Origin of the sequence: Staphylococcus taiwanensis, from assembly GCA_020544305.1 — a bacterium.
In the GTDB taxonomy this organism is placed as follows: domain Bacteria; phylum Bacillota; class Bacilli; order Staphylococcales; family Staphylococcaceae; genus Staphylococcus; species Staphylococcus taiwanensis.
Window position 1 is genome coordinate 1,804,927 of sequence record CP058667.1, and the last position, 22,579, is coordinate 1,827,505.

The window sequence follows — 22,579 nt, forward strand, 5'->3', positions numbered from 1 at the left end:
TTGTAATTGACTAGTTTATATCAAATTTAATTGTGACACTTTAGCGACATTCTTGTTCACTAATTTTTTGTTTCTTTGTAATGTTGTATACTTGTTTTAATAATATTAATTCTTTAAAAATATAGACATTAATTGAGAGCTAAATATTGCCTTTAACTTTTGATAGTTAAATGTGACTCTTAATTAATGATGGGGTGTTTAACATTGTTTAACAAACGAAACCTTAAATGGTTATCAGTATTAGCGACTATTATTATGGCATTGGTTCAACTTGGTGGTGCGCTAGTTACTAAGACAGGCTCAGAAGACGGTTGCGGCGCTTCTTGGCCATTATGTCACGGTGCTTTATTACCACAGAATTTACCGATAGCAACAATTATAGAATTAAGTCATCGTGCTGTGTCTGGCATATCTTTAATCGTAGTACTTTGGCTAGCTATTACTGCTTGGAAAAATATCGGGTATATCAAAGAAGTTAAACCACTTGCAATTATTAGTATTGCATTTTTATTGGTTCAAGCACTGATAGGTGCAGCAGCTGTTATTTGGCAACAAAACTCATATGTTTTAGCGCTTCATTTTGGTATTTCATTAATCAGTTTCTCTTCTGTATTTGTATTGATGCTTATCATTTTCGATGTAGATAAAAAATATGAAGCTGATGAACTATTTATAAGAAAGCCTTTAAGAACGCTAACTTGGATTATGACTGGTGTTGTATATTTAACAATCTATACTGGTGCATTAGTACGACATGCTAAAGCTAGTTTAGCCTATGGCGGTTGGCCATTACCATTTAATGATATTGTGCCTCATACTGAACAAGATTGGGTTCAATTTGCCCACCGTGGTATGGCATTTATTACATTCATATGGATTATGATTACATTTATCCATGCTGTTAAGAATTACTCTGAAAATCGTACAATTAGATATGGTTATACGACTGCATTTATATTAATTATCATTCAAGTGATTACAGGGGCACTATCTGTAATGACACATGTTAATCTATTTATTGCTTTAATACATGCATTATGTATTACTATTTTATTCGGTATGATAGCATACTTTATCATGCTAATGCTTCGCTCAATCAGAAGTAAAAAAGACTAATAACATTAAAATATCACTTTAGGGCAATGTTATATTTTGCCTTAAAGTGATATTTTTTAACATTAATTTATATTGAATATGAATAGGTTGAAAACTGGCTTATTTCAAATTGACATATGATGTGTAGTTAAATCATCTGAGTTTAAGCTTTTTCAATTTCTATTAATAAATCACCAGTTGCGATTGCATCTCCACTCACTACTGTGACTTTTTTAATAGTTCCATTAAATGGTGCCTGAATTGTCGTTTCCATTTTCATAGCTTCAGTGATAAGTAAGGGTTGATTTACTGTCACTTCATCTCCAACTGCCACTTTAACTTCCGTTACTGAACCAGGCATTTGTGCACCAATATGGTTAGGATTTGATTTATCAGCTTTCGGTTTGACATTCGCATTCGTTTTAATATTATCGTCTTTAATGGTAATACGACGTGCTTGTCCATTCATTACGTAATAAATCGTACGATTACCATTTTCATCTGCTTCACTAATCGTTTCTAATTTAATGATTAACCGCTTACCAGTATCAATTTCAATTTCTACGGTTTCACCATTTCGCATTCCAAAAAAGAAAGTAGGCGTGTCAAGCAACGACAAATCACCATATTGTTGTTTCGTTTGAATATATTGATCAAATACCTTTGGATATAATACATAACTGATCACGTCTTGTTCAGTTACTTCCCCATAACTTTTATCAATCAGTTCTTGTCGTATAGCGTCAAAGTTTACAGGTTCTAGATATTCACCAGGTCGTTCTGTTAAAGGTTTCTGTCCTTTTAAAATGACTTCTTGTAATTTTTTATTAAAGCCATTAACTGGTTGACCAATGTCTCCTTTAAAATAAGAAACAACTGATTCAGGAAAATCCAATTTATTACCCTGTTCAATAACTGCTTGCTCATCTAAATCATTTTGTACCATGTAAAGTGCCATATCTCCTACCACTTTAGAAGAAGGTGTTACTTTTACAATATCGCCAAACATGAAATTAACACGTCGATACATATCTTTCACTTCATTAAAACGCTCGCCCAAGCCTAAACTTTTAGCTTGTTGTCCTAAATTAGAATATTGACCACCAGGCATTTCATGTTGATATATTTCAGTATTTGGAGATTTAATATCACTTTCAAAATCATTGTAATATGGTCGCACAGTACCCCAATAATGACTAAGTTCCTCAAGACCTTCAATATCTGTACGCATATTACGGTTAAATCCATTCAATGCATAATATAATGAATTCGCACTTGGTTGACTTGTTAAGCCACTCATCGATGCAACAGCTGTGTCAATAATATCGACACCAGCATCAATTGCTTCTTTATAAATGAGCAGTCCATTTCCACTTGTATCATGTGTATGCAAATGTATTGGTAGGTTAACAGCTGCCTTCAATTCTCCAATCAATTCATAAGCAGCTTTTGGTTTTAACAACCCTGCCATATCTTTAATCGCTAGTATGTGGAACCCTTCACGTTCAAGTTCTTTAGCTAAATTTACATAATAATCTAAAGTGAATACATTTGAGCGTTCTGGGTTTAAAATATCGCCAGTATAGCAAATTGCACCTTCAGAAATTTTACCCGCCTTTTGTACCGCTTCATTAGCCACTTTCATCTGGTCAACCCAATTCAGTGAATCAAAAATTCTGAATACATCTACGCCAGCGTTTGCACTCTCTTTAACAAATTTTTCAATGACATTATCAGCATAGTTTTTATATCCTACAGCATTAGAAGCACGCAATAACATTTGGAACAAAATATTTGGAATAGCTTTACGTAACCTTTCTAATCGTTCCCATGGATTTTCTTTTAAGAAATTATATGCTACATCAAATGTTGCACCACCCCACATTTCCAAAGAGAAACCATCTTTAAATACTTCAGCCGTTTTAGATGCAATATTCATCATATCTTTAGTTCGTACTCGTGTAGCTAATAAAGATTGGTGTGCATCACGAAATGTTGTATCTGTAACTAATACATCTTGTTGTTCTCGTACCCATTCAGCAACTGCATTTGGCCCTTTTTGATCTAATAATTGTTTCGTACCACTTAAACTATGAATTTTAGTTTGTGATACTTGTGGTATTGTCGTTGTTTCGTAGTCTGGTTTCGCACGTTTTTCTACATTAGGAAAACCATTTATCGTCACATTCCCAATATATTCTAGGGTTTTAGTTCCTCTATCGAGCGTTGGCGCAATATTAAATAATTCGGGCGTTTCTTCAATAAATTTAGTAGTATAATCACCATTTCTAAACTTATCATTGCGCATTACATTTATTAAGAATGGGATATTCGTTTTAACACCACGAATTCGCATTTCGCGTAAAGAACGTTCCATTTTTTCTTCCGCTTGTTTAAAAGTAACAGCATGTGTTGATAATTTAACTAATAAAGAATCATAATATGGTGATATTTCAGCACCTTGGAAACCATCACCCGCATCTAAACGTACGCCGAATCCACCACTAGATCGATAAGCAATGATAGTACCTGAATCAGGCATGAAATCATTAGCAGGATCTTCCGTTGTTATACGACATTGAATCGCATATCCCAATGTTTGAATATCTTCTTGTTTCGGCATAGCAATACGTTCGTCAAATAAATTTGCGCCATCAGCTACTAATATTTGTGTCTTAACTATATCTATACCTGTTATCATTTCGGTAATCGTATGTTCTACTTGTACACGCGGATTTACTTCAATAAAGAAGAATTCTTCACCAGACACTAAAAATTCAACTGTTCCTGCATTAACGTATTTTATCTTGTGCATCAATTGCAGTGCTGCATTACAAATACGTTCTCTTAAATCATCTGATAAGCCAACAGAAGGTGCTACTTCAACTACTTTTTGGTGTCGTCGCTGAACTGAACAATCTCTTTCATACAAATGCACGATATTGCCATATTCATCGCCAATGATTTGTACTTCAATATGCTTAGGATTATCAATATATCTTTCAATATAAACTTCACTATTTCCAAAAGATTTCTCCGCTTCTGATTTAGCGCGATAAAAGGCATCTTCTAATTCACTCTCTTCACGGACGATACGCATTCCTTTACCGCCACCACCACTTGTGGCTTTAATCATTAAAGGGAAACCTGCTTCAAGTGCAAATCTTTTAGCAGCATCGTAGCTTTCAATTGGACCATCTGTACCAGGTATAACAGGTAGTTCAGCTTTTATAGCAGTGGTTCTTGCTTTTACTTTGTCACCAAACATATCTAAATGTTCTAAATGAGGACCAATAAATGTAATTCCTTCTTCCTCACATCGTTGCGCAAAATGTTCATTTTCACTTAAGAAACCATAACCTGGATGAATTGCGTCAACATTTGCTTTCTTAGCTACTTCAATAATACGTTCTATGTTTAAATAGCTTTCAGCTGGTCCTAAATCTTTACCAACTAAATAAGATTCATCTGCTTTATATCTATGTAAAGAATTTTTATCCTCATTAGAATAAATTGCTACCGTTTGAATATCTAATTCTGTTGCTGCCCTAAAAATTCTAATTGCAATTTCACCACGATTGGCTACTAATATCTTTTTTATGTGGTTCAAAAGGAATCCCCCTTTAAAGTTTGAATATTCTAACTAATTAGATAATAAGATTTTATACTACTTCTAAAAATAAAGCTATATTTATTTTTTCGTGTATTTAATAAGAATAAATAGTATAAAGTTTATTAATAGAGTAAGAATGTATATTATCATCACTAAAAATTATCATTAGTTATAACTTTATATTATCATTAGATTACAATCATTTCTACTTTATACACAAAAGTGTAGATTATTTTTCACATAAATAAAAAACCTCTATATGACGCTGTGTTTACACTTAACGTCATATAAAGGTTTTGGTTAATTAATATTGTCTAGGTATATCAATTTTTTGTTTCTTATTATTCTTCGCACGCTTTTCGTCCATTTTGATTTGTTTTCCAACTAATAGCAATAAGCCCATCGCAATACTTAAACTTAACATAGATGATCCACCAAAACTTATAAATGGTAATGGAACACCTGTTAATGGAATCGTTGCTGAAATACCACCCAAATTAACGAAAGTCTGGCTACCAATGTAACTTGCTACGCCAACGCAAATTAATTTATAAAAATAAGATGGTGTTTTTGTAGCTAACATAAATGCACGATATACAATGAAAAATAATGCACAAATTACAAATAATCCACCTACTAAACCTAATTCTTCACATATCACTGCAAAGATAAAGTCAGTGTGTGCCTCAGGTAAGTATCCAAGTTTCATAATACCATTACCTAAACCACGTCCAAACAATCCGCCATTACCAATTGCCATCAATGAGTTAGATAAATGATAACCTGTACCAGATTCTGAACTAAACGGATTCATTAATGTACTGAAACGAGCCTTTAAATAGTGAGGCATCAAACCGCTGATCAAGAAAAATCCTGCAATAGCAATAAAACTACCTATAATTAAAAGGACCGGACCACGAACGAGTTTTTGTACACCAATGCCTGCAAAGATAAACATTGAAACAATAATGATAATGATTAATAATGTTTGACCAATGTCACCTTGTAACAATACTAGAAATAAACTTGCACCAATTAAAAACAGTGGTGCTCGTATTACTTTTAATTTTTCTCTTACTTGAGGTAATTTTCTATTTATTACATAAGAAATATACAAGATAAATGCTATTTTTAATAATTCAGATGCTTGTAAGTTCATGAAGCCCAAGTTAATCCAACTCTTTGAACCATTAATATTCTTACCTACAACTAAAGTTAAACAAAGTAATATAAAAACAGCAGACATAATCCACATTTGAACTCTCGAGTTTTGAAGTATCTTGATATTCATCATAAATGCAATAATAAACACCACTATAAAACTCATGATTACGTATATAAGTTGTCTATTATAGAAGTATGTACCTGACACTTCTATTCCACCCGTTAACGTTCCTTTAGTGGCGGCCACCATACTGGCACTATATACCATGACTAAACCTAATAGGCATAAAATAACATATGTAATTAATAATGGATAATCGATAAACTTAGACGTTTTACCCGCATATCGAAAGATTTTTTTCAAGTTATTCATAAAAATGATCATCCAATTCTAAAATTTTAAAAATTTTATGTTCTTTGAAATTACTTTTAAAACTAAAATTCTGTCTAAACTATTATATACTTTGTACTAACTGTTTCACAAATATAAACATAGATTTAGTATTTCTAGATGTATTATTTAAATAGTTTATTAATTTAATAAATTCCTTAAAAATATAAAATGACTGAAAATATTATAGTCATAATATTTCAGTCACTCATATGGTGAGTTTCACAGTATGTATAAGGCACACACATCTCACAATTTATAAACGAAATAGCAATGAGTTGCTAATATATTTAATAATTAATTACACATTTGTGAAAGCTTCATGCAATTTAGACAATTCTTTCTCTAAACGAAGCATTAAATTTTTACCGTCTTCTTTGTCTACTAGACCTAGTTTAACCGCAAAATCCACTTCTTTTTGTAAGCCAAACATTTGTGTGTCGAGAACTTCTTCATATAATGGGCATGATGGTAATGTTAAATTGTCCATTTGAACTTTAATTAAGTGTAAGATTCTATCAGCATCTTGATTTAATTGTTCATATGCCACATTACTCATCTTCGATTGCTTCGGCATCACATACTCCCCCTATCATTAAATATCTTCATATAAAAAGTTTATCTTACTACATTTTAAAAAGCAAGTTTATTCAGTGAATAGCATAAATTAAATGTGATAAAATAGTGAATAGAACGAAATTAGGGAGTGGGCATAAAATGATTCAAATTAAAGGAGCAGTCAAGTTCCCTATCACTTTAGATAGTACAACTTGGATATTTGATGATAGAAAAGTAAAAATAGAAGATATTGAAAGTGGCGTATTTGAGGGAACAAAACCAATTAAATTTGATGATAATAGAGAGTGGAATAGAGCAATTTTAGAAGGTCAAACTAATCCGCCAACATTAAATTCAGAAATTAAATATCGTAAACGTTCTGTTCTTGAAGATTCATTTGCGATTAATATGACACCTTTCTTTAAAAATGCAGAGCCAAAAGACGACGCTACTGCAATCAAACTATCTAATGACAAAGATTCAATTGAAGTTCCAATAGAGTTACTACCATACTTATTCTTCCAATTTGCGAAAGATGGTAAACGCTTATATGACGATAATTCTGTAGATAGTTTTGTTTACAATCCAGATGATAAAGGTTATGCGTACGAATTTAAGTATGTAACGCATATCGAGGTGATTTAGTTTGCGTGAAGTTCAATGTATGATTTGTGACAGTAAGGTTTTAATTGATGAAAATACAGTTGAAGCTAAACGATTGCGCAATAACCCGATTCGCACATTTATGTGTGATGATTGTAAAAGCCGTTTGGACAAACCAAAACAACGTTTACATTTAAATCATAATATGTAACTATCAAACATGCAGAGGCGGGACAATGAATTCAAAAAGAATTTTGTTCCGCCTCTATTTTTCATATGTATGAATTTATAACTACTTATTAAAAATATATTGATTGAGCAACTAATATCTTTTTTAGTAAGCTATACCAATTAGGTGTAATAAAAACTTCAATAAACGCACAAATAAAGGCAAACGGTACTATAAACATTAAATAGTATTTAACTATAAACTTGATTATACATAATAAATGCGGTACATGTCCTTTTTCCTTTTTAAATAAGTTAATTAATACTTTTCTAAAATATCTATTTACAACAAATAATATTGAAAGTTCTAAACTAATAATATAAATTTCTAATAAACTATGCGGTAATATGCCTATCAAAAGAGCTATTCCTTCATTGGTTTTATAAGCAAATTGAATACCAATAGACATTGATAGTGAAAACAGTGTAGATATTGTCGGAATCAAATATAAATAAGGTATAGGGATGATTGCAATAATAAGTGAAACCAAAGGTACTATGAAAGCATTATTAACAAATATTTCTATTAACCCACTAAAACGATTATCAACATTGCCGTTTAACTTGGCATTAGGATAGTCACTATAATCATGAATATTCAATCCAATAATATAAAATATAATGGCAATCACTGCACACAAACTAAGATTAAATATCATAAATTGATTGGTTCTTTTCATGAATGATGAAAGATCTAAATGAATCAATGATATCCCTCCTAATTTAATTACCTTCACTATACCATATCAAACTGAGGTCAGGACAAAAGCGTTTAAAAATTTGAGCAGAACCGTACAATGAACAAAATTGTTTCTCAAATTTTTATCAATTCGTGAGCAAGTCTCCCAACTTACTTTGCTTATAAAATCTCTTTTTGAGATTTTCTATATAGGCACCTCACCTTACAGGGTTGAATTGAGTTAAGAAAAGTTTGATATAAGCACCTTCTCAATTCAGTCAGCCACTGCGAATTTTCATTGTAACCTCATAACACATAACATTATTTTGGTCTCAAACGCTCTACTTTTCATTTTTTCAAAAATATAATCTTTATGGCCTGGCCACCTAAAATCACTATCTTGAAATTATTCTCCCTATCGCTTACCTGTTAATGATAATCAATCCTATTACATTTCTTTTATAACAAAAATTGCCGACAAAGGCGTAGTCTTTGTCAGCAATCTAAAACATTTATGAACTTCTAAGAAGCAAATATATTTTTTATTTTATTGTTCTTCTTGCATCATTTGTTTTACACGTTTTGCTTCTTTTTCACGTAATGATTTGTTTAATATTTTCTTTCTAAGTCGAATATTTTGAGGTGTAACTTCTACTAACTCATCGTCATTAATATATTCTAACGCTTCTTCAAGTGTAAGAATTCTAGGACGGTTCATTGTTTGTGTTTGGTCTTTAGTAGCTGAACGCACGTTAGTTTGGTGTTTCGCTTTTGTAATATTAACGGTTAAATCATTTTCACGGTTATGTTCACCAACAATCATACCTTCATATACTTCAGTACCAGGTTCCATGAAGTTAACGCCACGATCTTCTAAGTTGATGATAGCGTATGCAGTTGCTTGACCTTGGTCCATAGAAATTAGTGCACCGTTACGACGACCACCAATTTGTGCTTTTACACGAGGTCTAAACTCTTCAAAAGTATGGTTGATAATACCATAACCACGAGTCATAGACATAAATTCAGTTGTATAACCAATCATACCACGTGCAGGTACCATGAAGATTAAACGTGTTAAACCGTTATCAGTAGTCGACATATCTAACATTTCACCTTTACGTGCACCTAATGATTCGATAACTGAACCGGCATTTTCAGAAGGTACTTCACATTGTACACGTTCAAACGGTTCACTTAATACACCATCGATTTCACGTAAAATTACTTGAGGTTTAGATACTTGAAGTTCGAAACCTTCACGTCTCATATTCTCAATTAAAATAGATAAATGTAATTCACCACGACCTGCAACGATCCATGTATCTGGAGAATCAGTTGGTGTTACTTTTAATGAAACGTCTGTTTCAAGTTGTTGATCTAAACGTTCTTGAATTTGACGTGCAGTAACATAATCACCTTCACGACCCGCAAATGGTGAATTGTTAACTTTGAAAGTCATTTCAAGTGTAGGTTCATCAATACGTAATACAGGTAATGCTTCTTGATGATCAGTTGGTGTCACTGTTTCACCAACGTTAATATCTTCCATTCCTGAAACTGCTATTAAGTCACCAGCTTGTGCTTCTTCAATTTCTTCACGTTTTAATCCGAAATAACCAAAGATTTTAGTTAGGCGGAAATTCTTAACTGTACCATCTAGTTTAATAAGTGATACATTGTCACCTACACGCATTTTACCTCTAAATACACGACCAATACCGATACGTCCAACATAGTCATTATAGTCTAATAATGCAACTTGGAATTGTAATGGTTCATCGTGGTTATCAATTGGCGCTGGTACATAATCAATAATTGTTTCATATAAAGACTGCATGTTTTCGTCTTGTTTCTCAGAATCAAGGCTTGCAGTACCATTAACAGCTGAAGCGTATACAACTGGGAAATCTAATTGTTCATCATTCGCTTCTAATTCGATGAATAAGTCTAAGACTTCATCTACTACGCCTTCAGGTCTAGCAGATGGCTTATCAATTTTATTTACAACCACAACAGGTTTTAAGTCTTGTTCAAGTGCTTTTTTAAGCACGAAACGTGTTTGAGGCATTGTACCTTCATACGCATCTACAACGAGTACAACACCGTCTACCATTTTCATAATACGTTCAACTTCGCCACCGAAGTCAGCGTGTCCAGGTGTATCTAAGATGTTAATTCTTGTACCTTTATAGTCAATTGCAGTATTTTTCGCAAGAATTGTAATACCACGTTCTCTTTCTAAATCGTTAGAGTCCATTGCTCTTTCATCAACATGTTCATTTTCTCTGAAAATACCAGATTGTTTAAGTAATTCGTCAACTAAAGTCGTTTTACCATGGTCGACGTGAGCAATAATTGCGATATTACGTACATCTTCTCTTCTATTAGTCATTTTATAATTCCTTTCTCGAGTAAACTCCCACTTTTAATTACAACTTTTTTATTATATCATATTATTAGTAAAAGATAACAAAAAGGTGGGGTATGGGATGGAAAAACCAAAATCTAAAGGCATATTTTGGGTGCTATCCATTATAGCTGTTATATTCTTAGTGCTTTTTAGTTTCAGCGTTGGTGCTGGTAGTATTCCAATGATGATTTTAACATTTATACTTTTCATTGCAACATTTGGCGGCGGTTTCATGCTTAAAAAGAAATATCGTGAAAACGACTGGCTATAATAAATTAAACCTATAAAGTCTCGGTAATTCATAATTGGAAGTAATTAACGCTTTCAACTGATGACTTACCGAGACATTTTTATTTTTTAAAACGCTGATGTACTTCTGTTAGTACCTCAAGGTGCGGATTGAGATAGTTTTCTACTATTTCTTTATGAATGTCTGAATTTCCAATTAATATTGAGTTTGCACTCGCAATAGTAAGTTGTTCATTTAACAAATTACTACCGACGCCACCAACTTCATTTAAAATAATGAGTCCTCCTGCAAAATCCCATGGTTGCAATCTTGGTGTGATATATGCAGCAAGTTGTCCCTTTGCAACACTAATAATTTCTAAAGCTGCGCTTCCATATGCTCTGCAACTTCTTGATTGATTAACAATTTCAGAGAAAATAGGACCGATTTTAGGTTTTGTAACCCAATTGGGATTTATTCCTATTAAACTTTGTTTTAATAATGTGTTCTCAATAGGCTGTAATTGATGTTTATTTTCAAATGCACCCTCACCAGACTTAGCATGGTACAATACATCTTTCATCACATCGTAAACGAGTCCTGCATATGGTTTACCATCTCGATAAATCCCAATAGAAATCGCGAAGTTTTCTTTTTGATGAACGAAATTTAACGTACCATCAATTGGATCCACTACCCAGACAACACCTTCTATATTATCCATATCATGACCGTGTCCCTCTTCACCAATAACACGGTGGTCAGGATAATTTTTTAAAATAGCGTCATATATATAATTCTCTGTGGCTTTATCTACGTTCGTTACTAAATCATTTGGATTCGACTTAGTTTCAATACGCAATTCTTCTTTCATCATCGTTCTAACTTGGTTTCCAGCTTCTAACACTAAACCTTGGGCAAATTCGTATAGTGACATCTTATCATCTCCTGTTGCTTCCTATTATACAGTACTTTTTGTCGTTTTAATCTATACATCTTTGTATACCTTATTCTATCTAGTTTAAACCCTGTCACTTATAAATTCCGCTTTTGGAATGAAGACATCGTTCTATGCTACAATATCTATAACTTAATTTTTCTGAAAAAGGAGACCCACCTATGACGCAATATACTTTTAAGCCTAAAGATTTTAAAGCGTTTGACGTAGATGGTTTAGATGCTCGTATGGAAGCATTAAATGAATACGTTAGACCTCAATTAAATAAACTTGGTGATTACTTTAGCGACTATTTCACATCACAAACTGGCGATACATTTTATCCTCATGTTGCAAAACATGCACGTAGAAGTGTCAATCCTCCTATTGATACTTGGGTCGCTTTCGCACCTAACAAACGTGGATATAAAATGCTTCCCCATTTTCAAATTGGCTTATTCAGAAATGAATTATTTTTAATGTTTGGTGTAATGCATGAAGGTAAAGATAAAGCTGAACGCGTGAAAGTATTTGATAAGCATTTTGATATATTAAAAGACTTACCTGAAGATTATAAAGTAAGTTTAGATCATATGAAACAAGAAAAATCATACATCAAAGATATGAGTGATGATGAATTACATCAGGCAATTGATCGAGTTAAAAATGTTAAAAAAGGTGAATTCTTTGTAGCTCGTACATTAGAACCAAGTGATTCACGATTAAAATCGGATAAAGATTTTTTAGCTTTTGTAAAAGAAACATTTGATGAATTTCTTAAATTCTATGAATAAATGAAAATTGTTAGATAGATAAAGTTGAAATCAACTTTATCTATTTTTTATCTACAATTTTATTAGGTTGACCTAAAAAAAACATTAGGTTAATATAATGACATAGTATTTAAGGAGTTTTATTATGGGTACAAAAGATAAGCAACAACAATTAAGTTTAGATGAAATTAATAATACTGTTGATTTTAGCGGAGATAAAAGTACGAGTCAGAAATTTTTAGCATTTCTAGGTCCTGGATTACTTGTGGCTGTGGGTTATATGGATCCTGGTAATTGGATAACATCTATGCAAGGTGGCGCACAATTTGGTTACACCTTATTATTTGTTATACTCATTTCTAGTTTATCAGCAATGCTATTACAGAGTATGACGGTACGTTTAGGAATTGCTACTGGTAATGATTTAGCACAAATGACACGACAATTTTTAAATAAACCTGTTGCTATCATTTTCTGGATTATAGCTGAACTCGCGATTATTGCGACAGATATCGCAGAAGTTATTGGGAGTGCCATTGCGTTAGATTTATTATTCGATATCCCTTTACTAATTGGAGCACTTATAACTGTTTTTGATGTGTTCTTACTGTTATTTATTATGAAATTCGGATTCCGTAAAATTGAAGCAATTGTAGGCACGCTCATATTTACGGTATTGATTATTTTCTTATTTGAAGTATATATATCATCACCTCAATTAGTGGATATACTTAATGGTTTTATACCACATCACCAAATCATTACCAATCATAGTATTTTATATATTGCATTAGGTATTATTGGCGCCACAATCATGCCTCACAATTTGTATTTGCATTCATCAATCGTTCAATCACGTAAATATAACCGTAAAAGCCAATATGATAAAGCACAAGCGATTAAATATGCAACGATTGATTCCAATATACAATTAAGTGTCGCTTTTGTAGTCAATTGTTTATTATTAGTATTAGGTGCTGCACTATTTTATGGAACTAATACTTCTCAATTAGGTGGATTTTATGATTTATATCATGCACTTAAAACACAACCAATGTTGGGTGCAGCATTAGGCAGTATAATGAGCACGTTGTTTGCGGTAGCACTTTTAGCTTCAGGTCAAAATTCAACAATAACAGGTACACTCGCAGGTCAAATCGTAATGGAAGGCTTTTTAAAATTATCTATTCCTAACTGGGTGCGTCGTCTTATTACGAGAGGTTTAGCTGTGATACCGATAATTGCTTGCTTAATTATTTTTCATGGTAATGAAGCTAAAATGGAACAACTTCTCGTTTTTTCACAAGTATTTTTGAGTATTGCATTACCATTTTCATTGATACCGTTACAGTTGGCCACAAGTAATAAAAAATTAATGGGTACTTTTCGTAACAAAACTTGGATTAATATTTGTGCATGGTCATTAATCGTAGTTTTAAGCTTACTGAATGTCTTTTTAATTATTGAAACGTTTAAAGATTTCTTTGCTTAAGTTTACCAATCTAATACAGAATAACCTCACAATATTAGAATTCATTCTCTAATATTGTGAGGTTATTTTTTAATAAATATAAGGATCGTCTTTTTTACGTTCATTATATTCTTTTTCTGGTTGCCATTTATCAAAATCGTCTGTTTTAGCATTATTTTTGCGTTGCGGTTTATTTGGATCTTTTTTCACGAAAAGCATAATTGCAACAACAATCCATAGTACCCCAGCGATAAGGCTCATATTGATGATACCTACTAATGCAGCTACGATTAATAAACTACCTGCTAATATCGGACGACCTTTGATAATTAGTGTTCCAATAATACCTAAGATTGTTGAAAAAATTAAAGTACCTATTGAAAAAGTCATGGCTAAATGAACTATTTCAGGTGTTACTTTAACTTGTTGATTTCCAAGTTGTTTCATCATTTGATTGTATTGTTCAGTATTATTATTATTTTTAACTACAAAAAAGGATATTAAAGACATGATTAAATAAATCACACTTAAACCACTAGCAACCCATGCAAGTATGACTTCAACTTTGCGATTCATTATGTTTCCCTCCAATGTTGTTCTTTTTACTTAAATCATACTAAAAATATTAGTGATTTGCGACTAACTTAACACTTTGAAACAGTATTAAATGCAAAAACTCCTTACAAAGCTTTCATTTTTCAATGTCTACTTTGTAAAGAGTTTCTAATGTTTGACTTAAGCATTTCTACTTAAATGCGTCTATTCATTTTTATCTTCTACATTTTCAGATTCATCTTCTGTTTGAACGTCATCTTTATTTAAGATTTGTTTACGTTCTTCATAGTTCATACGTCGTTGACTTGTTGCACTAGGTTGATTTTTACGACGTTCTTTCATGCGTTGATTATAAGCTTTGCGCTTTTCTTTTTTCTTAGCTTTAATTTCAGCTTTTTCTCTTTTACGTTGTGCTTTTTCTTCTTTTTTATCAACCTTAGGTTCAGTGTCAACTACGTTCTCAGCAAAATCATAAGATTCATCATTCGCGTTGTTACTATCATATTGAGGCTTTTTATTCGATTTATGTTTATACTTAGCTTGTCTAGAAAGGACACCTGTATTTTCGACATCATCCGCTTCAGAATTATACTCACCAGTAACAGCACGTTTAGGATATTGATTATATTTATCTTCCTCAGTGTCAGTTGCTAAATCTTGTTCATCATTGTAATTACTTTGCTGTTCTTCTTCATAGTTGTTATCACGATAATTATTATCGTAGTCTTCATCGTAATAGGGTTGCTTACGACGTGTACGACGTTCAGATTTCTTAGTTTTGCGAGGTGGCTCAACATATTCTTCTTCATCGTATCTATTACGTTCGTCATAATCATAACCATCATTATCATATCTATCTTCTTCATGATAACGCCCCTGATGACCATATTCGTCTCGTGGATAATCATCATTAGGATAATATCCTTGAGCTGGTCCATACGCCGGAACAGTTTCAACTTTGCTTTTTCTTGCAAACATCATGATTGCAATGATAAAGAAGAAAATAGGAATAATTAATGGTACGAATAATAATATCAATGGCAATGTAATCACTGCTGCGATTAAGAATAAGAATCCAGATAGAATTCTAATATTCATAGAAATAAGTGCTAAAAATGAAATTAGCAGACACACTATGAAATAGACAATAATCGCCCACACCCCATTTTGAAGCCAAATAACAAATTGAGTAGTGTTTAAACTATTATTTGTCAAAATTTGTTGAATTAGCTCATTATTATTCATTGAGTTTTCAAGATTTTGAATTGATGTATCATTACTAAATGACACGAGTGCAATAAACATTGTAATAACCGTCAAAATGAGTAAGAAAATCCAACTAAACCAACCTAATAGCTTTTCAGTCAGACGACTCACAGGCCGTTTGATTTGCGTGTATCGTTCTCCTGACATGTATTACAACTCCTTATTTTACTTATCAAATAATTATATCGAATTAATTATAAAATAACTACTATTTATAGTCTATTTTAACGACATTTTAAAGTTTAGGAAACTTTCGTTATAATCTCCTAATGATTTTTCTCCTAAATCTTTATAAACTTCAAGACGTTTTTGTTCTTTTTGAGTTGGATAAAAACGATGATCATCTCGAACTTCTTTCGGCAACAATTCACGTGCTTTTTTATTAGGGGTTGCATAGCCTACCCACTCAGTATTTTGCTTATTATTTTTCGCATCAAGTAAGAAGTTCATAAATTTATAGGCACCCTCTTTATTTTGAGCAGTTTTAGGTATTACCATATTATCAAACCAAAGATTAGATCCTTCTTTAGGAATAACATAGTTATACTTATCACTATTTTGAACTAGAGGTGCAGCAACGCCACTCCAAACTACTGCAATATTACCTTCATTTTGTTGAAGCATCATTGTTACTTCATCACCAACTACGCCTCGAACTTGTGGAGTAAGTTGACGTAAATCCTTTTCCGCTTCTTTTATATGCGTAGGATTAGTGTCATTTAAACTATAACCTAATTTGTTTAAAGCTAACCCCATAATTTCACGAGCGCCATCTACAAGTAATACGTCATTTTTATATTTTTTTTGATATAAATCACTCCAACTATTAAAGTTTTCATTTGGATACGCTTTTTTATTATAAAGAATCCCTACTGTACCAAAGAAATATGGTAAAGAATACTTATTATGAGGGTCATATGTCATATTCATATAGTCTGGATCTAAATTTTTCATATTTGGAATTTTACTATGATCCAATGGCTCTAGTAACTTCTCACGTTTTAACTTTTGAACGGTATATTCACTTGGAAAAGCAACATCATAATGTGTACCACCATTTCTAATTTTAGCTTCCATTGCCTCGTTAGAATCAAATGTTTCGTATACAACTTGAATACCTGTTTCCTTCTCAAATTGCTTAATTAAATCTGGATCAATATATTCTCCCCAGTTATAAACATAAATTTTTTCGCCAATCTTAGAATTATCTTGAGCTTTAAACCAATGACTAATGCCTAAGCAAATTAATCCAACAACCATTGCACCAATAATCAATTGTAAAAACTGTTTCATTGCTGTACACCTCGCTTAGTTAATTGACGTCGCTTTACTAAACGTTGTATAGCGTAATAACCGATTATACCTAATACGATAGCGCCGAATAAAATTGTTGAAATAGCGTTAATTTCCATACTAATTCCTTTACGTGCCATAGCATATACTTCTACTGATAATACACTGAATCCATTTCCTGTTACGAAAAAACTCACCGTAAAATCGTCTAAAGAATATGTTAGTGCCATAAAGAAGCCACCAATAATTGCTGGCATTAAATTAGGTATAAGTACATTGCCAAGAATTTGAGTTTCAGTCGCACCTAAATCACGCGCCGCATTTAAGATATTATTATTCATTTCATATAATTGCGGCAACACAACAATGACCACAATTGGAATACAAAATGCGATATGTGACGCTAGCACAGTGCCAAATCCTAATCCTAGCCCAGTAAAATGTCCCAATGCTGTAAACATAATTAAAAATGAGGCACCAATAACGACATCTGAAGAAACCATTAAAACATTATTTAATGTTAGTAATGCAACTTTAAATTTCTTATTTCTTAGATAATACAATGCGATAGCACCAAAGGTTCCAATAATAGTTGAAATAGCGGCTGCTATTAATGCAACAGCCACTGTATTGAAAATTACAGACATTAAGCGATCATTTTGAAATAAGCTTTTATAATGATCTAAGGTAAAATGTTCGAAATGAATCATGTTTCCCGCTGAATTAAATGAATAAAACATAAGGAAAAATATCGGAACATATAATATCACTAAAAGTAGTCCAATATATAGTTTCCCGTACCATTTCACTTCATTCACCCTCTTTCATCTGTAGATTTCGATTTTGTAATAATTAGAATAAATGCCATAAAAACAATTAAGAAAATCGCAATTGTAGAACCCATTCCATAATTTTGAATAACTAAAAATTGTTCCTCAATGGACATACCAATATTGATTACTTTATTTCCAGCAATTAGTCGAGTAATCATAAAGAGAGATAATGCTGGTATAAATGTGACTTGAATCCCCGTCATTACGCCCTCTTTCGTTAATGGCATAATTATTTTTCTAAAAGTAGTGAAAGGACTGGCCCCCAAATCACTTGAGGCTTGTAATAAATTATTAGGTATTGCCTTCATACTATTAAATATCGGCAAAATCATGAATGGAATATATATATAACTTGCTACGAGTAAAAAAGCGCCTGGCGTAAATAACATATTAGCTGAAGGAATATGTAAAAAATTCAAAAATTTATTTATCATTCCTTCATGACTTAACAATCCAATAAAAGCATATGTTTTTAATAACAGATTAATCCAAGTTGGAATAATGAGTATTAATAGCCAAATATTTTGATTTTTAGACGCACGTATGAAATATGCTGCTGGATAGCTAATTAATAACGTAATGATCGTAATAAGTGCAGCATAAAATATTGAATCCCACATCATAGTAAGGTATTTCATTGAAAAAACTTGTTCATAATTGGTAAAACTAAAATGGCCATGTATATCGATAAACGAAAAATAAATTAATAAAATAACTGGTATGATGATAAAGATTACCATCCACAAGATGTACGGGGTGATGAGCAATTTGTTAAGATTACGCATTTTCCAATTCCTCGTAACTTTCAATACGTTTATCAAATTCTTCCTCAGTTTCACCCGGAACCATAATATGGATTGCTTCAGGATCAAAGAATAGACCTACTTCACTTCCTACCTCAGCCTTTTTGGTAGTTTGAATAACCCACTCATACCCTTTTCTATCTATACAACAAATCTCGTAATGTACACCTCTAAATAACATTGAATCAACGGTAGCTTTAAATAAACCTTTATCCGCTTCAATTAGAGAGATATCTTCAGGTCTAATGACTACTTCAATATTTTTTCCAGAAGAAATACCTGCATCTACGCATTCAAAATCTTGACCATAAATATTCACCACAAAGTCTTCTACCATCTTACCTTCTACAATATTAGATTCACCTATAAAATCAGCAACGAATCGATTGACGGGTTCATCATAAATATCAGTTGGTGTTCCAAATTGTTGGATTTTACCATCTTTCATTACAAAAATATAATCACTTAGTGCAAGTGCTTCTTCTTGATCATGTGTGACAAATATAAATGTAATACCGAGACGTTTTTGTAGTTCACGCAACTCATATTGCATCTCAGTACGTAATTTCAAGTCTAAAGCAGATAACGATTCATCAAGTAGCAGAATTTCTGGTTCGTTAACAATCGCCCTAGCAATAGCTACACGTTGCTTTTGACCTCCACTCATTTCATTAATACTTCTTTGTTCATAACCTGACAATTTTACAAGCTTTAATGCATCTTTAACTTTTTGATTAATTTCCTTTTTTGATTGCTTTTTAAGTTTTAATCCAAAAGCAATATTATCAAATACATTTAAATGCGGAAACAAAGCATAGTCTTGAAAGACTGTATTAACTTTGCGCTTATTTGCCGGTAAATCACCAATGGATTTATTTAGGTATATAATATCCCCATCATCAGGTTGTTCGAAACCAGCTATTAATTTTAATATCGTTGTTTTACCACAACCTGAAGGTCCTAGTAATGTATAAAAGTGTCCAGATTCAATCTCTAAATCCATTTTGTCGAGTATGACTACGTCATCATATCCCTTTGTAACACTTTTAAAAGATAACAATGGCTCCATTACACTTCTCTCCTTCTACAAATATGATGCAGTAGCAACAATTAGTATCTTTACTACATTAGATGTTTCATTATGTAATTGATGTATCTCATTAGCCCTAAAATATAATACATCTTCTTCATTAGCACGATACTGTGATTTACCTAAAGTTAATGTCACACAACCCTCTAAACAATAAATAAACGTATCTGATTCTGATGGTTCAAAATATTTATATGACGCACCTGGTCTTAAAGTTAAGATAAGTGGTTCCATTTCAAATTCATTGGAATTCGTGACTAACCAATTAAGTATGTACCCTCTGTCATATTCATCATAAATTGTTCTATCATTTTTGGTATGTAATACTTTTGTTTTTGATTTATCTTTGAAAAAATCACTTGGAGAAGTACCTAATACTTCTAAAATATTCAAGAAAGTTTCCATACTAGGAGAAGCATGTTGACTTTCAATTTGTGAAATATAACCTTTTGAAAGATCTGTACGTTCCGCTAATTCTTCTTGAGTTAGATTCTTTTGACGTCTTAAGTTTCGTAATTTACTACCAATTTGCATAATTATCACCTTAAAAAAGCTGTATCTTGTTTAGTAATATCAAACATTTTGTTTAATGCTTAATAAAAATAACAAAATACAGCTCTAACTTCAATAGATTTTTAGAAATTAATTAAAAATAAACAGTTTAAAAAGTAATACTATTTAATAATTGTGTATAGTTTTTGACTCTATTAGTGATTGCTAAATGATGTTGTCTCAGGATTATTTTTTACTTCTTGAACAACTTTATAGCTATTATAGCCACTTTTCTCTTCAAATTCTTTAAATAATTGTTTTTCTTCCGCTTTACCTGGAACAATTTCTTTAAAACGTTTATAATGTGCCATTAAATCTTGTCCGTTAACACTTTTTTCATAATAATTTTCAACTTTATTAAAAAATGCAATGACATCAACCATTTCTTCATTAGACCAATCTAAATCCAATGGATATTGATATTCCATCGTTAACCCTCCATTCATTTACAAATCATATACTATTTATAATTGCCCATTTTTCTCTTTAAATAATCAAAAAGGGATGGAACAAAGTTCAAATATTGAACTTGAAGTTCCACCCCAACAGGATGATTAGTGTGCTTTTACAAACTAATTTGTATAAAGCATTACTAAAATTATTTTAGTCTAATAGACCATTTATTACATAGTGTGGATTGGTAATCCAATTGCTTTTTCAGCAGCTTCCATAGACATTTCACCTAATGTTGGGTGAGCATGTACAGTTAATGCGATATCTTCAGCATTCATACCAGCTTCGATAGCTAAACCTAATTCTGAAATGATATCTGAAGCGCCGTTACCAGCGATTTGCGCACCAATAACAGTTCCGTCTTCTTTTAATGTAATAAGTTTAACGAAACCAGTAGTATCGTCTAATGATAATGCACGGCCATTACCAGCATAAGGGAATTTAGAAGCTTTATAGTCTAAACCTTCTTCTTTAGCTTGTGCTTCAGTGTAACCAACTTGAGCTAATTCTGGTTCAGTGAAACATACAGCAGGCATACCAATGTAATCTACTTCTGATGCTTGACCAGAGATAGCTTCAGCAGCTACTTTAGCTTCATAACTTGCTTTGTGGGCAAGTGGTAAACCAGGAACGATATCACCAATTGCATAAATATTGTCGATAGAAGTACGGCTTTGTTTGTCAACTTCTAATAATCCACGATCAGCGAATTTAAGACCTAATTCTTCTAAGCCTAATTCATCTGTATTTGGACGACGACCAACAGTTACTAATACATAATCAGCTTCGATAGTTTGTTCTTCACCTTTAGCTTCGTAAGTAACTTTTACGCCATTTTCAGTTTCCTCAGCATTTTTAGCCATTGCTTCAGTAATGATTTCAACGCCTTTTTCTTTCATGCCTTTTTTAACTGGTTGAACCATTTGTTTTTCGAATCCGCCAAGAATTTCTTTAGCGCCTTCTAAAATTGTAACTTCTGAACCGAAGTTAGCAAATGCAGTACCAAGTTCAGAACCAATGTAACCGCCACCTACAACGACTAATTTACCTGGAACTTCTTGTAAGTTTAATGCACCTGTTGAATCGATAACACGTTCACCAAATTCGAAGTTAGGAATTTCAATTGGTCTAGAACCTGTTGCGATAATAGCGTGTTTGAAATTATAAGTTTGAGCACTTTTTTCGTCCATAACACGTAAGCTGTTATTGTCTACGAAATATGCTTCACCTTTAACGATTTCAACTTTATTACCTTTTAATAAGCCTTCAACACCACCAGTTAATTTGTTAACAACTGATTTTTTGAATTCTTGAACTTTGTCAAATTTAAGTGATACGCTTTCAGCGATAACACCTAAGTTTTCAGAATGTTGAGCTTCTACAAAGCGATGTGAAGCGTGTAATAATGCTTTTGATGGAATACAACCAACGTTTAAGCATACACCACCTAAGTTACCTTTCTCTACGATTGTAACTTTTTGTCCTAGTTGTGCTGCACGAATTGCTGCAACATAACCTCCAGGACCTGCTCCGATAACAATAGTATCTGTTTCAATTGGGAAATCTCCAACTACCATGTT

At 32.3% G+C, this 22,579-nt stretch carries 21 protein-coding genes; 6 read left to right on the forward strand and 15 right to left on the reverse strand.

Annotation, left to right across the window (positions count from 1 at the left end; genetic code table 11):
* The first annotated feature begins 204 nt into the window (after window positions 1-204).
* Window positions 205-1,116 carry a heme A synthase gene (locus HYI43_08635; GenBank protein UDI78611.1) on the forward strand — a complete coding sequence of 304 codons (912 nt, stop codon included), beginning with the start codon at window positions 205-207 and terminating at the stop codon, window positions 1,114-1,116.
* A 142-nt stretch (window positions 1,117-1,258) separates the two neighbouring features.
* On the opposite strand, the gene HYI43_08640 is transcribed toward HYI43_08635, so the two are convergent.
* The 3 genes from HYI43_08640 to HYI43_08650 all read right to left on the reverse strand — a co-directional run bounded on the left by HYI43_08640 (window position 1,259) and on the right by HYI43_08650 (window position 6,840).
* Window positions 1,259-4,705 carry a pyruvate carboxylase gene (locus HYI43_08640; protein UDI78612.1) on the reverse strand — a complete coding sequence of 1,149 codons (3,447 nt, stop codon included), beginning with the start codon at window positions 4,703-4,705 and terminating at the stop codon, window positions 1,259-1,261.
* Window positions 4,706-5,012: 307 nt separating this feature from the next.
* The gene (locus HYI43_08645) at window positions 5,013-6,245 is read right to left on the reverse strand and encodes an FtsW/RodA/SpoVE family cell cycle protein (GenBank protein ID UDI78613.1); all 1,233 of its coding nucleotides are present in this window, start codon (window positions 6,243-6,245) and stop codon (window positions 5,013-5,015) included.
* 319 nt (window positions 6,246-6,564) lie between these two features.
* Window positions 6,565-6,840 carry a YlaN family protein gene (locus HYI43_08650; GenBank protein UDI78614.1) on the reverse strand — a complete coding sequence of 92 codons (276 nt, stop codon included), beginning with the start codon at window positions 6,838-6,840 and terminating at the stop codon, window positions 6,565-6,567.
* Window positions 6,841-6,980: 140 nt separating this feature from the next.
* Between HYI43_08650 and HYI43_08655 the strand changes: the two genes are divergently transcribed.
* Both HYI43_08655 and HYI43_08660 read left to right on the forward strand, forming a co-directional pair.
* Window positions 6,981-7,466, forward strand: a complete 486-nt coding sequence (locus tag HYI43_08655) for a hypothetical protein (protein UDI78615.1) — start codon at window positions 6,981-6,983, stop codon at window positions 7,464-7,466.
* Window position 7,467: 1 nt separating this feature from the next.
* Window positions 7,468-7,635, forward strand: coding sequence for a DUF2197 domain-containing protein (locus HYI43_08660; protein UDI78616.1), 168 nt, complete (start codon window positions 7,468-7,470; stop codon window positions 7,633-7,635).
* 88 nt (window positions 7,636-7,723) lie between these two features.
* On the opposite strand, the gene HYI43_08665 is transcribed toward HYI43_08660, so the two are convergent.
* Both HYI43_08665 and typA read right to left on the reverse strand, forming a co-directional pair.
* On the reverse strand, window positions 7,724-8,359 hold the full coding sequence (locus tag HYI43_08665; GenBank protein ID UDI78617.1) for a stage II sporulation protein M: 636 nt from the start codon (window positions 8,357-8,359) through the stop codon (window positions 7,724-7,726).
* Between the two features lie 519 nt (window positions 8,360-8,878).
* Window positions 8,879-10,726 (reverse strand): translational GTPase TypA, encoded by a 1,848-nt coding sequence (typA, locus tag HYI43_08670; GenBank protein ID UDI78618.1) that lies wholly within the window; start codon window positions 10,724-10,726, stop codon window positions 8,879-8,881.
* A 97-nt stretch (window positions 10,727-10,823) separates the two neighbouring features.
* Here typA and HYI43_08675 point away from each other — a divergent pair, with 97 nt between their 5' ends.
* Window positions 10,824-11,015, forward strand: a complete 192-nt coding sequence (locus tag HYI43_08675) for a DUF5325 family protein (GenBank protein ID UDI78619.1) — start codon at window positions 10,824-10,826, stop codon at window positions 11,013-11,015.
* A gap of 79 nt (window positions 11,016-11,094) precedes the next feature.
* On the opposite strand, the gene HYI43_08680 is transcribed toward HYI43_08675, so the two are convergent.
* Window positions 11,095-11,910: an inositol monophosphatase family protein gene (locus tag HYI43_08680; GenBank protein UDI78620.1), complete on the reverse strand. Its 816-nt coding sequence runs from the start codon at window positions 11,908-11,910 to the stop codon at window positions 11,095-11,097.
* Window positions 11,911-12,092: 182 nt separating this feature from the next.
* Here HYI43_08680 and HYI43_08685 point away from each other — a divergent pair, with 182 nt between their 5' ends.
* On the forward strand, window positions 12,093-12,704 hold the full coding sequence (locus HYI43_08685; protein UDI78621.1) for a DUF1054 domain-containing protein: 612 nt from the start codon (window positions 12,093-12,095) through the stop codon (window positions 12,702-12,704).
* A 124-nt stretch (window positions 12,705-12,828) separates the two neighbouring features.
* Window positions 12,829-14,175, forward strand: a complete 1,347-nt coding sequence (locus HYI43_08690; GenBank protein UDI78622.1) for an Nramp family divalent metal transporter — start codon at window positions 12,829-12,831, stop codon at window positions 14,173-14,175.
* Between the two features lie 69 nt (window positions 14,176-14,244).
* On the opposite strand, the gene HYI43_08695 is transcribed toward HYI43_08690, so the two are convergent.
* The 9 genes from HYI43_08695 to lpdA form a co-directional block, all read right to left on the reverse strand.
* The gene (locus HYI43_08695; protein ID UDI78623.1) at window positions 14,245-14,730 is read right to left on the reverse strand and encodes a DUF4064 domain-containing protein; all 486 of its coding nucleotides are present in this window, start codon (window positions 14,728-14,730) and stop codon (window positions 14,245-14,247) included.
* Between the two features lie 183 nt (window positions 14,731-14,913).
* The gene (locus HYI43_08700) at window positions 14,914-16,122 is read right to left on the reverse strand and encodes a DUF4064 domain-containing protein (protein UDI78624.1); all 1,209 of its coding nucleotides are present in this window, start codon (window positions 16,120-16,122) and stop codon (window positions 14,914-14,916) included.
* Window positions 16,123-16,194: 72 nt separating this feature from the next.
* A complete protein-coding gene (locus tag HYI43_08705; protein UDI78625.1) occupies window positions 16,195-17,268 on the reverse strand; it encodes a spermidine/putrescine ABC transporter substrate-binding protein in 1,074 nt (357 codons plus the stop codon).
* Window positions 17,265-18,077: an ABC transporter permease gene (locus HYI43_08710; GenBank protein ID UDI78626.1), complete on the reverse strand. Its 813-nt coding sequence runs from the start codon at window positions 18,075-18,077 to the stop codon at window positions 17,265-17,267. The genes HYI43_08705 and HYI43_08710 overlap by 4 nt, the downstream gene beginning before the upstream one ends.
* A 5-nt stretch (window positions 18,078-18,082) precedes the next feature.
* The gene (locus HYI43_08715) at window positions 18,083-18,886 is read right to left on the reverse strand and encodes an ABC transporter permease (GenBank protein ID UDI78627.1); all 804 of its coding nucleotides are present in this window, start codon (window positions 18,884-18,886) and stop codon (window positions 18,083-18,085) included.
* Window positions 18,879-19,973 (reverse strand): ABC transporter ATP-binding protein, encoded by a 1,095-nt coding sequence (locus HYI43_08720; GenBank protein ID UDI78628.1) that lies wholly within the window; start codon window positions 19,971-19,973, stop codon window positions 18,879-18,881. Before HYI43_08720 ends, HYI43_08715 begins: the two co-directional genes overlap by 8 nt.
* Window positions 19,974-19,988: 15 nt before the next feature.
* Window positions 19,989-20,528, reverse strand: coding sequence for a helix-turn-helix transcriptional regulator (locus HYI43_08725; GenBank protein UDI78629.1), 540 nt, complete (start codon window positions 20,526-20,528; stop codon window positions 19,989-19,991).
* 173 nt (window positions 20,529-20,701) lie between these two features.
* Window positions 20,702-20,974 carry a UPF0223 family protein gene (locus HYI43_08730; GenBank protein UDI78630.1) on the reverse strand — a complete coding sequence of 91 codons (273 nt, stop codon included), beginning with the start codon at window positions 20,972-20,974 and terminating at the stop codon, window positions 20,702-20,704.
* Between the two features lie 195 nt (window positions 20,975-21,169).
* Window positions 21,170-22,576, reverse strand: a complete 1,407-nt coding sequence (lpdA, locus tag HYI43_08735) for a dihydrolipoyl dehydrogenase (GenBank protein UDI78631.1) — start codon at window positions 22,574-22,576, stop codon at window positions 21,170-21,172.
* Between the last annotated feature and the right edge of the window lie 3 nt (window positions 22,577-22,579).

Bases quoted from the DNA above. Each gene is read 5' to 3' on its own strand.
- HYI43_08715 (UDI78627.1), bottom strand. From the start codon at position 18,886: ATGCGTAATCTTAACAAATTGCTCATCACCCCGTACATCTTGTGGATG.
- lpdA (UDI78631.1), bottom strand. From the start codon at position 22,576: ATGGTAGTTGGAGATTTCCCAATTGAAACAGATACTATTGTTATCGGA.
- HYI43_08730 (UDI78630.1), bottom strand. From the start codon at position 20,974: ATGGAATATCAATATCCATTGGATTTAGATTGGTCTAATGAAGAAATG.
- HYI43_08685 (UDI78621.1), top strand. From the start codon at position 12,093: ATGACGCAATATACTTTTAAGCCTAAAGATTTTAAAGCGTTTGACGTA.
- HYI43_08680 (UDI78620.1), bottom strand. From the start codon at position 11,910: ATGTCACTATACGAATTTGCCCAAGGTTTAGTGTTAGAAGCTGGAAAC.
- HYI43_08690 (UDI78622.1), top strand. From the start codon at position 12,829: ATGGGTACAAAAGATAAGCAACAACAATTAAGTTTAGATGAAATTAAT.
- HYI43_08645 (UDI78613.1), bottom strand. From the start codon at position 6,245: ATGAATAACTTGAAAAAAATCTTTCGATATGCGGGTAAAACGTCTAAG.
- HYI43_08705 (UDI78625.1), bottom strand. From the start codon at position 17,268: ATGAAACAGTTTTTACAATTGATTATTGGTGCAATGGTTGTTGGATTA.
- HYI43_08700 (UDI78624.1), bottom strand. From the start codon at position 16,122: ATGTCAGGAGAACGATACACGCAAATCAAACGGCCTGTGAGTCGTCTG.
- HYI43_08650 (UDI78614.1), bottom strand. From the start codon at position 6,840: ATGCCGAAGCAATCGAAGATGAGTAATGTGGCATATGAACAATTAAAT.
- HYI43_08695 (UDI78623.1), bottom strand. From the start codon at position 14,730: ATGAATCGCAAAGTTGAAGTCATACTTGCATGGGTTGCTAGTGGTTTA.
- HYI43_08725 (UDI78629.1), bottom strand. From the start codon at position 20,528: ATGCAAATTGGTAGTAAATTACGAAACTTAAGACGTCAAAAGAATCTA.
- HYI43_08720 (UDI78628.1), bottom strand. From the start codon at position 19,973: ATGGAGCCATTGTTATCTTTTAAAAGTGTTACAAAGGGATATGATGAC.
- typA (UDI78618.1), bottom strand. From the start codon at position 10,726: ATGACTAATAGAAGAGAAGATGTACGTAATATCGCAATTATTGCTCAC.
- HYI43_08675 (UDI78619.1), top strand. From the start codon at position 10,824: ATGGAAAAACCAAAATCTAAAGGCATATTTTGGGTGCTATCCATTATA.
- HYI43_08655 (UDI78615.1), top strand. From the start codon at position 6,981: ATGATTCAAATTAAAGGAGCAGTCAAGTTCCCTATCACTTTAGATAGT.